Here is a 14,176-nt window from a genome sequence, read left to right as displayed (position 1 = left end):
AATCTTTCCAAAAATTGTTATCCATTGAAAAGCTTATTTAACTCATTAACCACTTCTCTGCAAACGGGGTCCTTGAGACTTTCTATGCTTAATTGCACGGCGGTAACTGGCCTCTTGCAATATGCCTACCGAATCAGTATTATATTTCTCAAGAAGACGGTTGCGTGCTGATCGTCCCGACCTCATGCGCATTTGAGTATTATTCAACAACTCTATTACAGCCTGAGCAATTTTCTGCGGGCTACGAGGCGGAACAATTCGACCTGCATTACCGTAATCGAGCATCTCAGCCATACCACCGGCATTGCTGCCAACTATTCCTCTTGCTGCAGCCATTGATTCTAGGCACACACAGGGAAAGTTTTCCCACAAACTTGGGAAAACACACACATCGGTATCTGCCAATATGTCTGGAATAACATCGGAAGGAGCATGTCCAGTAAACTCTACAGACCTATTATTATTTTGTAACATCATTTCCAGGTATTGCCTCATGTCCAGGTTCGGATGGGGAGAAGGTTCTGCAGAACCGACGAATCGGAACTTTGCATCTGGATAATGATCTAAAATAAGTGGAATTGCCCTTGCCAGGTCAAGAACACCTTTTCTCATTTCAAGCCTGCCGATGAATGTGACGATTTTCGTATGAGTTTCTACAGGTATCTTCAGAAGTCTCTCTGAGGGTATATATGGGTAAGGAACATGGCTTATCTTCATTTTATTTAAACGCCATTTCCTGATCAGTATGTTTCCCAGCTCCAGAGATGGAGAGGCTATTTCATCAGCATCAAGCGCGTGCGATTGCTCAATTTTATCCATTTGTAAAACGTGTAAACGATGGGCTGCTGTTCTCGGTGCATAACCCCATGCAGGTACAACTCCTTTGAGGAATGAAGCAGCATAAAGACATATCTTCTTAAGCAAGGAGGTTTCATATTCATAATAATTTAGTTTTAACAATAAAATTGATGGGGTGTGAAGTTTGAGCACGAATGGGATATCTGGAACGAAGCAGACTGCTTCTCTTGCATCAGCAACACAGTCAGGCCCTTCAAGTACATCAAATTGAATTATTTTATGCCGTTGAGCGAAGAGTTGTCCAATTGGTTTAGCAAAGGTAAATTGATTTTTTACATTAATCCGGTGAACTAGCAGGCATTCTTCGTTCTCAGTTCCGGTACGATGGGGACTACCTGCAAACACCTCTACATGATGACCACGCCGACTAAGCATCATCGCAGCCTGATGAACGTAAGTAGCAATACCTCCGTACGCAGTATCTGGAGGGTATTCATAGCTAATAAACGCAATATTCATATGCTTTTCTAAAAATATTGTGATACTATAACTAAGAGCTTCACATCCTTTTCATTCACAACGCTATATATCATCATTTCAAGATTTCAAGGTTTTACAGCCCGCACCGTAATTACAATTTGATATAGTGGATCATTGTAGACAAGTTCTTCTGGTCTTAAATCAGTTGCCTTCAATCCATGCATTAAGGCAACTGATGCCAAGACGTTTCCAAAAGACTCCACTGTAAGGTGAGAAACAGGAAATACCTCTTCGAATAATCGTCGTGCCGATAGCGCTGTAAAAGACCATAATCTTTTTTTGGATTGTTCATCTTTTCCCTTTTTGCTGATACCCGGAAGCGTTACGAGCAAGACACCACCAGGCTTCAGGATGCGATAGAGGGTAATTAATGCCTCTTTCATTTCATAAATGCATTGCAATTCCTGTGGAAAGATGATGCAGTCATACGTATTCGATGGTACGTGATCGGCATTGTTCAGTTCTATTGTATTATTATGAATGTTGGCAATGGTATCATTTAAGGAAAGGACATCTTTTTTTTTGACGTTAGTGCCTCCAAAACTTGTTGCGTAACCAAATCTTCCGATTTCGAGTACACAGCCATGTATATCAGTGGAGTAACTGGCAAGAAACTCTTCAATAAGGTAGTTGTCAATAGCAGTATTACAGTTATTGACACATTCATTATAGAAAGGTGTCAATCGGCGCAGATCGCCAAACCTTATCTGGCCTATTGATGGGATGCAGACAAGAGACTCTTGTATCGTGAAAAACCGTTGCAGGACTGTGGCAGGAAGCACATGCTTTAAAACCTTTTGAATGGCATATTCCGTCCTTTTAATTATATAATGAATGAATATACTTGGCATATATCGGAGCAAAGCGATCATTCGCTGAAATGCATACATTCTTTCGCCACGTATAGATAATTGCTTCTTTATCTCTCTGATCAGAGGAAAACCATAAGACTCGGCATAATGTTTTATCCCCATATGATAAGCTTCGACGTACTGCTTATTTTCATTCACATACTTCCACTGCGATTGAAGGACGGTCAATACAGATCGCAGCATCAATTCATTATTCTTTGACATATTAGAGCCGTGTTGCCAGTATTCTGCAACTACATTATCATTGAAATAAATCGGATAATTTCTGGCAATGCGGAGATAGAGGTCGTAATCCTCACAGGCATTCAGAGAGGTATCAAATCCTCCGACAGATTTCAATACATCGCACCGGTACATTACCGAAGCATGCATTTCAATATAATTTCGATACAAAAGAGCATGGTAATGATTATTGTGATTACAGTACTGTCTGAGATACTTAATTTGCCGAAACCGGGAAGTACCAATATCTTGATTAAATAATCCATCGGCTTTAATACGTCTGTGAGATCCAAAAACAAAAGCACATTCAGGGTGCTTCCGGTAACAGTTCAAACCTGATTCAACCGCAATAGGTAAAAGACGGTCGTCGGCATCGAGAAAAACCATATAGTGTCCTCTGCCCTCACGGATACCTGTGTTCCGTGCCGCTGAAAGACCCTGGTTTTTTTGCCTTATGTAGCGAACACCCGAAAATCCAAAAGCGACCTCAAGAGTATGATCTGAGGAACCATCATCCACCACAATAATTTCGATATTGTTGTAAGTCTGATTTAACGCACTTTTTATTGCTTCGCCAAGGAAATCAGATTGGTTATAACAGGGAATGACTATCGAGACCAGAGGTATTTCCCGACTTTTTTGGTCACTATTTTTCGGATTGCTTGAAGGTATGTGATAGTTGTTGTGATAAAACATCATGCCGTCCTGATATTAGTCTTTATTCGCTTGTACTTGAAGCAGGTAAAACTTCACACCAGACAAACATCCCTGAATTTCCTGCAGAAACGTTTTGTGTCTTTCCTTCATATTTCCGAAAATTCCATTTAAAAAATTACAATACAATCCATTCAACATCTAAATTAGTTCTCCCAGATTGTAGGCCGTCTTTTCTAATTTTCAGGCTTACTCTTTCTACCCATGCATATATCTCATGCGTTTCCTCCTCCATTATTGCAAAGCTAAAGAATACAATATCTTCGTTAATTGGAAACTTGACAAACTTCAGTCGATACTCCGTTTGCTTTACAGAAGACTGTGATATTGCACCAGACCTACAAAACGGGGCATGAAATAGCATGGAGCCATCAAAACCATATATGACGAGATCGATGTATAAATTTCTCGGCACCAGATTTTCTGACAAACGGTATTTAATTGAAAAATAAAAATCATCACCTGTATTGACAATGTGTACTTTGTTGCCGTGCATGTCTAGAAAATCAATTGTCTCTATATTGATCTTATTCGTTTTGAATTCCTCTCGCGAAAAAATCGAGTTGCTATTCTCTTTTAGCGTTTTTTCAGCTATGTCTGCAGTGTATCTTGAGATAGCCTCACTGGGGTTCCCACAAAATTCATTGTATCCGGATCTTAAATAAAGCACGGACGTTGACTGTTGGGCTATAATTGGCATGTAGTGAGAAACAAGAATAAACGCCGTTCCTTTTTTTCTTAACGAACTCAATGCATTGAAGCATTTTGCCTGGAAATTCATGTCGCCAACTGAGAGAACCTCGTCCAGGATTAATACATCGGGGTCCAGCACACTTGCTACCGCAAAACCAAGCCTAACAGCCATGCCAGAACTATAACTTTGAACAGGGGCATCGATGAACTCCCCAATGTCCGCAAAATCGATGATCCGGTCCAATTTTTCATTTATCTCACGATTACTCAAACCCAAAATCGATGCATTTACATAGATGTTTTCCCTTCCCGTAAGGATAGGATTGAAGCCTGCGCCTAACGCTATTAGTGCGCCAACCTGGCCGCGTATTTCTATGCGTCCATTGTCCGGCTTGATTAAACCGTTGAGCATGCGCAGCAGCGTTGTCTTGCCCGCTCCGTTGGAACCGACCAGCCCCAGGCATTCGCCGCGCCTAAGTTCGAAACTGACATCCTTCACCGCCCAGAATTCGTTCGGGCGCAGTTCACCGTTGCCACCATGACGCTTTCCGAGTATCTCCTTTCCTAAATCCTTCATGCCATACCATAATGATCGCTTGAGGCTGCGGCAAAACTTCTTTGAAACGTTTTCGACTTTAACAAGAATTTCGCTCATGGCATTCAGGAACTCATACGTTCAATCAGAATAGGCATGGACAACCGGTATATTACCCATACGAACAGCAACAATAAAATGGCGATAATGTTGACCGACGCGAAATAGCCAAGGTATTCCGGCGAAAAATTGGTCAGCCAGTCGCGAGTCGTGAGAATGATCGGCGTGAGGGGATTAATCCGGAACAGGTCCGCCGCCCAGCCTTCCTTAGGCATGGGAAAGACAACCGGCGTAACGTACATCAGAAACTGCATCATCAGCGGCAGGGCGCGGCCGATGTCGGTATAGAGCATGCCGACGGGCATTATAAGAAGGCCTATCGACGTACCGATCAGCACCAGCGACAGGACGCCAAGCGGGAACAGCAGCAAGGACCATCCCGGGTAAATGCCCAGAATGATCAGCGCGACAATCAGGATAACGATCTTGATTGTCGCGTTGAAGAGCGTCTGGTAGATGCCTGAAACGATGAGCGCCTCGCGGGGGAAATTGAGCTTGGATAGCATACCCTTGGCCGCGTTGATCTGGCGAAGCGGGGCATTCATCGAGTCCATCAGAATTGCCCATAGCATGGTGCCGGTAAACACATAAACGGTATAAGGCAGTGCGGTTTCTCGCACCACAATGATGCCAGTCTTGCTTAGAAATATCCAGGTCAGGGTATTCGCCAGCGGTAGGATGAACGCCCACAGGATGCCGAGAAACGCCTGACGGTAATGAGCACAAATATCCCTCACTGCCAGACGCCACGATAACTCCCGGCTCGCGGCAAGGTCGCCAAGCATCTCCCGTATCATTTTCAACGGGTTACGCAAGGACGAGTCAGGTGTATAGACTGTGACGCGCGCTTCTGTCATCGTAAAGACCGCCAAACCATTTTCCCTTGTTTGGACTCTTCGCAATGCAAGAGATTCTTCATGCTAACGCCTAAGCACACCATAACTGTATCCTCCATAACATTATCGCAGCCTAAAAACTTTAAGCGAAATTACTGTTAAAACGTATTTCTTAACCTTTTGTCCGAAGAAATACTCCGTTTATATGGAAAACAGCGCTTTTTCAGTTAAAATTCACGAAAAAATCACACAATCAGGACACACTGTCCTTACCCGCATTTTTATATGCTTCGTTTCTCAGATATTTTTAATCCTCACTTGCGCAGATTTTAGCCGTCGGGTCCATTCCCATGTCGCAAAAAATTCTTTCAGTCAACATTGAACCTTTATAGCGAATAGTAAAATCGCAGTGCACAAGGTGATAGATCAGCGGATTGCTGTTGCAGAATTTTAAAAATTATTACGCCTCAAGCATCTCCACATTTGCCCGTGGAACAACGGCCGTGGAACCATCGGGGAATTCGATTTCAAGGGTTCGTACCGTGGCCTCGGTTTCTATCTTTTTGGGAGAAAAGGGGAGTGACTTGATCTTGCCGATCTTTCCAAAATAGGGTACACGGATGACCCTTACTGTGTCGCCGGCTTCCATACCTCTGTCAATTGGTTTATCTATTTCTTCTTTTCCGGACAGTTCGCTTGTCTTATAGGGTATAATAATCTCAGGTCTTACCACGCCCGCCCGAATCTGGGTGGCACCATTAATGGAGGTTTTAGCGCCTGAGCGAGATTTTAAAAGCTCGAAGGTTTTTTGGGCCATTTGTATTTGACCAAAACCTTCGGTAATGATGAGTGTAATACCGATTTCTTCTGAACCCGTAATGGCTACACCAAGGTCGTATCCAAGCAACTTCCTGAGACCTTCATCGTCAAGCCCGCCAACAACGATGCCTTTTACTCCAATCTTTCTTGCCTTGTCAATTGCATGGTGTTGGATAAACGCGCCTCCCACAATAATTTTATCTTTATGAATGGGCAGTATGTGGTCGGCAGTAAGCATCTCATCTGACTTATTAACAGCAATTATGAGTTCACCCACAGTTTCACCGCCCACCCCAAATATGCCCTGGATAAAGGTCGAAGTTGTCTCCATAACTACGCCCTCTTTTTCCATGACCTCTGTGACCGTGCCGTCTACATAAGCGAATACTTGTATTGGTTTTGGAGGTTCTCGCAGGAGGACTTGTCCTGTTACCGTGGATATGGTTTCAATCGTACCTGTGATGGGTGAGAGCAAGACGGTTTTTAATAGCTTGACCCATGGTTTGGTTTCGGCGATAATTTCGTCCTTCTGGACAGGGTCGCCTTCCTTCTTCAGCATGTATTCCCTGAGATCCTTGGGCTGGATGCCTAACCGGTTCACGGCATTGATGGCGTGTACCTTACCAGGCAGATGTGTCCTGGCCACAACATCCTCTGCCCTGAGAACTTCACCCTTTTTGACGACAACGTCACCCAATAAGGGCAGGATACGCTGGCTCGTGACCTTTGTCCTTTCGGCTATGCGTAAACCCGGTGTATAAGCGTGTGTCATAGGTACAACTAAAAATCTTATTGATAAAATATGTCAAGTTAAAAAGCAACCATAAATAAACAGTTTAAACAGTTCAATCTGTTTAAACGGCTTTGTCAATCTGTGTCATCTGTGAAATCTGTGGTTTCTTAATTGTTTTTTTATTCTGGATATGCATCAATGGCCTTTGCCCATCGTTGTACCTGTTCCACCCTTAATGCCTTATCCTTTGCTAATGTTATGGGTCTTCCACGGGTATCAATTACTACTCCCACAACTCCCCCAAAAACTTTCTTTATCAGAGGCTTGCCCTTTCCAGCACCGACATCTATATTTTTTACCGGGAGAACCTCAATTTCGGCCGTTTGACCGGTGTTGAGCGGCAAAACACAGAGATCTCCGTATGGAAGAGAGCCTTCTGTCTGTTTACCGTCAGGCATCGTTATCTTGTATGAGATGCATTTTTCTCCGTGTTTCCCAACACCCCCCTTAACGAGGGAAACGCACGTACCCAGATGAATCAAACAGTCCTTTTCAAAGACCTCTGTTGCAGCCTGTTCATTCACGGTCGAAAGGACACCCAGGTGCGGCATCATGAAAATACTATCAACGGCGAGCCTTGTGATGCCTTCGGGCTGGAATGCGTCAATCATCATAAGCATTGCCTGTGACCTGCGTGGTGCATGGGAGAGCACACCCCCGCTGCCTACCAACAGGTCTAGCGCTAGCATATCTATGAGTGTTTCACCGGTAATTTCCTGTTTAAACGCCTCAGAAATGTCGCGCTCCCTCTGTACTCCTCTCAGCCCCACAGCAAGGGACTTGTGCTGTTCAAAAGACAATCGCAGGGCTTCCCGCGATATGGCCTGCTCAACTTTTAACTCTTCCAATGTCTGTGGTATCGTTGTGGGACGGATCATCTTGTTCTTAATCCTGTTCCGGAGGTCAGATTCGTCGATATCAAATGGCACCCACCTGAGAATATTTTCAAGCCCGGCCTCGGCCAGCACATTGGAAATACTATAACTCATTCCGAGGTTGGCACTCACGGTACGGTTAAAGATTTCGCCATATACAGAAAAGACGTCCGTGGTGGCACCGCCAATGTCTACACCCACCACAGTAATATTGTCTTTTTTGGCAATGGTCTGCATAATGAGGCCGACGGCACCGGGTGTAGGCATAATCGGTGCTCCCGTCCATGACATAAGTTTTTTGTAGCCGGGAGCATGAGCCATGACATGTTCAAGAAAAAGTTTCTGGATTTCCTGTCGTGCCGGGAAGAGATTTTCCCGCTCAAGTGTGGGTCGGATATTTTCCGTTATATTGAGGGAACTCTTTTTGCTCAAAATTTCTTTAATTTTTTCCCGGGCATCTTTATTACCAGCATAGATGACAGGAAGTTGAAAGGTCATGCCGAGCCGGGGTTTTGGGTTAGCGGCAGAGATATATTCAGCCAGCTCTACCACATGGGTAACCGTTCCTCCGTCAGTCCCACCTGAAAGAAGGATCATGTCCGGTCTTAGATGCCGAATACGGTCGATCTTTTCGTGCGGGAGACGCTGGTCGTTGGATGCAATGACGTCCATAACGATTGCGCCTGCACCGAGTGCGGCACGCTGGGCGCTTTCGGCCGTCATGGTCTTTACGGCCCCTGCTACCATCATCTGTAGCCCTCCGCCGGCACTGCTTGTGGAAACATAAATATCTACTCCCACATTTCCCTGGGCAGGTGTTATAATCTTTTCACCGTCTAAAATCTTTCGGCCAGAAAGTTCTTCGACTTCTGCGAATGCATTTAAGACGCCACGGGTTACATCCTCAAAAGGGGCTTCCACAGTGGTGGGCGATTCCCCACGAAAGGTCTGGCGGTACATCCCGTCCTTTTTTTCAATCAGGATGGCCTTGGTGGTTGTACTCCCACAATCTGTGGCAATAATAACGTTCAAATCTCGATCCTCTTTTTGTAAGAGCCCACCGCAAAGGTGCAAAGCTTTAAAAACAATTGATAATTCTTTTGTTTCATTGAAAAATGCGCTTTCCTCTGTTATTATCTACATGTTGTCTCTTCCTTTGTGCCCTTTGCGTCTTTGCGGTAAATATCTATCTTTTCTAACTCCTCAATAATTTTTTTTATCCCTTCCCTCTTTTCAAGTATACCCTGGAGGAGATCATATTCTGCCGGTGTGAAGAAAAAGGTTAAAAATGGTCTGAAGAATACCATCATCTGGCTTCCAATATAATTGAGTGGTTGTGCACATTCAAGAAACATTGTGGCTGGAACTGTGAGTCTCCTTTTTTTGATTACCGCTACCAGTTTCAGGATGAGGGCCAATTCCTGTTCGTTCAATGCTCTATTTTTATGAGACGTTCCCATACTAAAGGCATGCTTGAACTCCTGGCGGATAGATTGCCCGTTTACTTTTGGGAAATGTGAAAATATTTTTGACAGTAAATTTTGTAAATACATGACGTCAGGGAATCTTATCAAAGTGATAGCATTTTTGTCAAAATTAAAATAGTTTTCACTCTCCAGAGAATTTTTCAGTATTGCAGTGTCGCATCCGTTCGAAAAAACTTGACAAATTAGATACATGAACCTTATAATTCTAACATCCCTGAAATTGAAGAATTAGAACATAGAATCACAAGGCTTGAGGCCCTTTTGGAAGACGTCCTTAAAGAAAGAATCACCCAAATTGCCTCAAGACTAGATCAAATATACGAAAAAACTGAACGTGACAAAACAGAGATACTTACAAAGGCAGAAAAAGACAAGACAGAGATACTGATAAAAACAGAAAAGGACAAGCGAGAAATCATTTATTGGATGGTGGGATTAAATCTTGGCTTTTTAACCCTCACCATTATGGCTCTCTGGGCAATTCTGTCTTTTGCATTAAGACGATGAATGTTTTCCCACACGATATTTGAAAGGAGAAATAGTTCATGCCATACAGGGCATGGTTCCAGTGCATATCAGGATGTAATGAAAAATACGAACTGAACGAGATTATCTACCAGTGCAAGAAGTGCGGAGACTTGCTGGAGGTCAAGCACGATATGGATAAACTCCACAAGCACTCCCCGGAACATTGGAAGAGATTGTTCGACGAACGATATAGACGCAGCAAGTGGCCATACGGGAGTTCTGTCTGGGGCAAGAAGGAATGGGTTTGTCCCAATGTCGACAACAAGAACGTAGTCTCCTTATACGAAGGCGGCAGCAACCTCTTTTGGGCTGAACGACTGGGAAAAGAGGTCGGTCTCGAAGATTTATGGATTAAGCAGTGTGGCAATGCCCATACAGGCTCTTTTAAAGATCTCGGTATGACCGTGCTGGTTTCTATGGTTAAGCAAATGATAGCCGAGGGAAAGAATATTCCCGCTGTTGCCTGCGCTTCCACAGGAGATACTTCTGCTGCATTGGCGTCGTATTGTGCCGCTGCAGGCATTCTTGCCATAGTATTTCTGCCAAAGAACAAGGTATCGCATGCTCAACTTATCCAGCCCATTGCCAATGGGGCACTTACTTTATCGCTGGATACCGATTTTGATGGATGCATGAAGCTGGTAAGAGAGATCTGCAGTAAAAACAATATCTACTTAGCCAACTCCATGAATTCCCTCCGCATTGAAGGTCAAAAAACAGTAAGCATCGAAATAGTCCAGCAGTTCGATTGGGAAGTGCCCGATGTTGTAATAGTTCCAGGAGGGAATTTGGGCAATACCGCAGCACTGGGAAAAGGCTTTCACATGATGAAGGAACTGGGCTTGATCGATAGGTTGCCTCGCATCGTGTGTGCGCAGGCAGCCAAGGCCAATCCCCTTTATCTTAGTTATCTGAAGGACTTTAAAGAATTTACACCGGTGAAGGCACAAAAGACCCTTGCCAATGCTATCCAGATAGGTGACCCGGTTAGTTATAAAAAGGCTATCAACGTTTTAAAGGTCTTCAATGGCATTGTAGAGCAGGCAACAGAAGATGAATTGGCTAATGCCTCTGCACAAGCGGACAGAACTGGCCTGTTCAGTTGTCCGCATACGGGAGTAGCCCTGGCAGTGTTAATAAAATTGCTGGAGAAAAAGGCGATAAGACGTGACGAAAAGGTCGTTGTTATTTCTACTGCACATGGCTTGAAATTCCCGGAATTTAAGATAAACTATCACGAAAATAAACTGGAAGAAGTAATCCCGCGCTTTGCCAACCTTCCTGTAGAAGTTTCGCCCCGGTATGATGATGTAAGGACAGCTATCTACAGGAAACTTGAACAAATGTCTTTATAGCATCTCATTCCGGCTGCAGGAGTGGTGTTCTATTTTTCATGCCTCTTTGTTCAAAACAGCTTGCAGAAACATTTTATTTTCACTGAAAAATGCATAAGATTAAATTCCTTGACAAAAAATAGGCTATACTTATAATAATTTTTCAAGGTGAAGGTATCTTGGAATAATACCTTTTTGAGAAGTACAGGATTCCTTTCCTGAAAGTTTTTTCGGGGTTGTTTGAGGAGAAGAGTATTATGAATCATTTTAAGACAATGGTATTATTAATCGCCTTAACACTATTACTTGTTTGGGTGGGTAATGCGTTCGGTGGTCGTCAAGGTGCGGTCTTTGCCTTTGCCATTGCCATGGGTATGAATTTTTTTAGTTACTGGTTTAGCGACAAGATCGTTTTGAAGATGTACGGTGCCAGGGAGGTTTCAGAGCAGGAGTCACCAACCTATAGTGGAATCGTTAGGGAATTAACCATGAATGCAGGATTACCTATGCCCAGAATGTATATTATCCCGACGAATGCCATGAATGCCTTTGCCACGGGCAGAAATCCCAGTCATGCCGCAGTGGCAGTTACCGAGGGGATGCTTAACTCTCTGAAACGCGAAGAACTGAAAGGAGTTTTAGGGCATGAATTATCTCATATTCGGAACCGGGATATACTCATATCTACTATTGTTGCAACAGTTGCTGGCGCTATTATGATGCTTGCAAATATGGCACGATGGGCAGCCATTTTTGGGGGATATGGCGGAAGGGATGAAGAAGATAACAGGGGGGGAGGTCTCGCAATGTTATTGGTAGCCATTGTGGCCCCCATTGCTGCACTCATAATCCAGATGGCGATTTCCCGTTCGCGGGAGTATGCAGCCGATAAAGGGGGGGCATTACTAACAGGAAATCCACTGGGGCTGGCTAACGCCCTTGAGAAACTGCAACAGGCATCAATGACCAGGCCTATCGATGCAAGCACGGCTACGGCACATCTGTTTATTGTGAATCCATTAAGCGGTCGTTCATTTGTTACACTCTTTAGTACTCATCCACCAATCGAAGAACGGATCAAGAGGCTCAGGGCGATGGCCTGAAAAAGGCTATTCGATAATACATTCACCGTGGCAGCGATTCTCTGCGACGGGTTATAAAGCCGCCAACATTTCGGAGACCGGTTTAATATCTATGCTGAAAGTGCTTGGTGTCTTCTTGTCTTAAGTAGCTTGGACTATTATTGCAACGTGTGTATTTACAAAGAGAGTAATTTACTTGGAGGAAGATGAATGGTGCACTATACTTGTGATATGTGCGGAAGACCATTACTGGCAGATGAAGACATTCGCTATGTGGTGAAAATCGAGGTATATACCGCATGCGATGCTATGGAGATGGATGACGATGAAGATATGGATGAAGAGATCTGGGAAAGGGAAGAAGAAACCGAAAAACAGGATTGCGCATCGAATCCCGCTGAATCATTAGAGGATGGAGAATATAAGACCTTTCGTTTTGATTTGTGCATCAAATGTCATAAAAAATATTTACAAGACCCTTTATTTTTAAAATCGTGGAACAGAACAAGATTTTCAGAAAATTAGAATCCGTTTTACCAATCCTTCGAGTGATAATCATCCACAGTTGCTTTCGTTTTCTGAAAAAGTACGACGAAGCACACTGCAATGCGAAAAACAACCTATGGGAATGACAATAACAGAGAAGATCATTGCTGCACATGCGGGTCTCAAGGAAGTACATCCTGGACAATTTGTTTACGCAGATGTGGATATCTGCCTGGGCAATGATATTACAGCCCCAATCGCTATTGAAGAATTTGAAAAGACAGGAATCAAAGAGGTCTTTGATCCGGAAAAGATTGTTTTGGTTCCTGACCACTTTACCCCCAATAAGGATATCAAGTCCGCACAACAATCAAAGTCACTCCGCGTCTTTGCTGAAAAACATCATTTAAAACATTATTTTGAAATTGGCCGGATGGGGATAGAACACGCCCTGCTTCCCGAAAAAGGGATTGTGGCACCCGGAGACCTTGTGATAGGAGCCGATTCTCATACGTGTACCTATGGTGCGCTCGGGGCATTTTCAACGGGTGTCGGGAGCACTGACCTTGCTGCATGTTTTGCTACGGGGAAGGTGTGGCTCAAGGTGCCTGAATCGATGAAATTCGTTTTTCACGGCAGGGTGAAAAATTGGACATCCGGAAAGGATTTAATCCTCTATACGATTGGAAAGATCGGTGTGGATGGCGCACTGTATAAAGCGATGGAGTTTACCGGCAGCGCCATATCAAATTTGCCAATGGACGATCGTTTTGCCATGTGTAACATGGCAATTGAGGCTGGGGCAAAAAGCGGCATAATTTCACCTGACAAAAACACCGAAGATTATGTAAAGGGTAGGGTAACAAAAAAACATGTGATGTACCAAAGTGATCCCGGGTGTAATTATACAAAAACGTACGAATTCAATGCTGAAGAAATTTCTCCTCAAATAGCACTTCCCAGTTTACCTGAAAACACAAAACCTGTGGAAGAGGTTTCGGGAATTAAGGTTGATCAGGTAGTTATCGGTTCTTGCACCAATGGAAGAATTTCGGATCTCAGGATAGCAGCCAAAATCCTCAAAGGAAAAAAGGCGCACCCTTCCATTCGGCTTATTATTATTCCAGCCACCCAGGATATTTATAGACAGGCATTACAGGATGGCTTGATTGAAATATTTATAGATGCCGAGGCGGTAGTTTCTACCCCAACCTGTGGTCCATGCCTCGGCGGTCATATGGGAATTTTGGCAGAAGGGGAACGGGCATTATCTACGACCAACCGTAATTTTGTTGGTCGGATGGGGCATCCCAAAAGTGAGATATATCTTTGCAGTCCTGCAGTCGCTGCAGCATCTGCAATCACAGGAAGGATTACACCGCCTGATGAGGTAGCAAAGAATTAACCCCTGGCGTTATTGTTGAAGAAAATGCGATTGTTAT

11 protein-coding genes and 1 pseudogene are annotated in these 14,176 nt (G+C 43.9%); 5 read left to right on the top strand and 7 right to left on the bottom strand.

The features are described 5' to 3' along the window. Positions 1-45: 45 nt before the first annotated feature. From E3K36_01130 to E3K36_01100, 7 genes and pseudogenes are all read right to left on the bottom strand, one after another. Positions 46-1,317 (bottom strand): glycosyltransferase family 1 protein, encoded by a 1,272-nt coding sequence (locus E3K36_01130; GenBank protein ID MCF6153862.1) that lies wholly within the window; start codon positions 1,315-1,317, stop codon positions 46-48. Between the two features lie 86 nt (positions 1,318-1,403). Beyond that, positions 1,404-3,131 carry a glycosyltransferase gene (locus tag E3K36_01125; GenBank protein MCF6153861.1) on the bottom strand — a complete coding sequence of 576 codons (1,728 nt, stop codon included), beginning with the start codon at positions 3,129-3,131 and terminating at the stop codon, positions 1,404-1,406. Positions 3,132-3,849: 718 nt separating this feature from the next. Beyond that, a pseudogene (locus E3K36_01120) lies at positions 3,850-4,494 on the bottom strand (ABC transporter ATP-binding protein). Positions 4,495-4,499: 5 nt separating this feature from the next. After that, the gene (locus E3K36_01115) at positions 4,500-5,351 is read right to left on the bottom strand and encodes an ABC transporter permease (protein ID MCF6153860.1); all 852 of its coding nucleotides are present in this window, start codon (positions 5,349-5,351) and stop codon (positions 4,500-4,502) included. Between the two features lie 439 nt (positions 5,352-5,790). Next, on the bottom strand, positions 5,791-6,921 hold the full coding sequence (locus tag E3K36_01110; GenBank protein MCF6153859.1) for a hypothetical protein: 1,131 nt from the start codon (positions 6,919-6,921) through the stop codon (positions 5,791-5,793). Positions 6,922-7,061: 140 nt separating this feature from the next. Then, positions 7,062-8,849, bottom strand: a complete 1,788-nt coding sequence (locus E3K36_01105) for a methylaspartate mutase (protein MCF6153858.1) — start codon at positions 8,847-8,849, stop codon at positions 7,062-7,064. A 101-nt stretch (positions 8,850-8,950) separates the two neighbouring features. Then, positions 8,951-9,277, bottom strand: a complete 327-nt coding sequence (locus E3K36_01100) for a hypothetical protein (GenBank protein MCF6153857.1) — start codon at positions 9,275-9,277, stop codon at positions 8,951-8,953. A gap of 288 nt (positions 9,278-9,565) precedes the next feature. Between E3K36_01100 and E3K36_01095 the strand changes: the two genes are divergently transcribed. From E3K36_01095 to leuC, 5 genes are all read left to right on the top strand, one after another. Then, a complete protein-coding gene (locus E3K36_01095; GenBank protein MCF6153856.1) occupies positions 9,566-9,811 on the top strand; it encodes a hypothetical protein in 246 nt (81 codons plus the stop codon). Between the two features lie 38 nt (positions 9,812-9,849). Further along, positions 9,850-11,187 carry a threonine synthase gene (thrC, locus tag E3K36_01090; GenBank protein MCF6153855.1) on the top strand — a complete coding sequence of 446 codons (1,338 nt, stop codon included), beginning with the start codon at positions 9,850-9,852 and terminating at the stop codon, positions 11,185-11,187. Between the two features lie 236 nt (positions 11,188-11,423). Further along, positions 11,424-12,269, top strand: coding sequence for a zinc metalloprotease HtpX (htpX, locus tag E3K36_01085; GenBank protein MCF6153854.1), 846 nt, complete (start codon positions 11,424-11,426; stop codon positions 12,267-12,269). A gap of 189 nt (positions 12,270-12,458) precedes the next feature. Next, the gene (locus E3K36_01080) at positions 12,459-12,773 is read left to right on the top strand and encodes a hypothetical protein (GenBank protein ID MCF6153853.1); all 315 of its coding nucleotides are present in this window, start codon (positions 12,459-12,461) and stop codon (positions 12,771-12,773) included. A 97-nt stretch (positions 12,774-12,870) separates the two neighbouring features. Continuing rightward, positions 12,871-14,139 (top strand): 3-isopropylmalate dehydratase large subunit, encoded by a 1,269-nt coding sequence (leuC, locus tag E3K36_01075; GenBank protein ID MCF6153852.1) that lies wholly within the window; start codon positions 12,871-12,873, stop codon positions 14,137-14,139. Positions 14,140-14,176: the final 37 nt, after the last annotated feature.

This window comes from Candidatus Brocadia sp., from assembly GCA_021646415.1.
Classification (GTDB): Bacteria; Planctomycetota; Brocadiia; order Brocadiales; family Brocadiaceae; genus Brocadia.
This window is presented reverse-complemented; position numbering and strand designations above follow the sequence as displayed.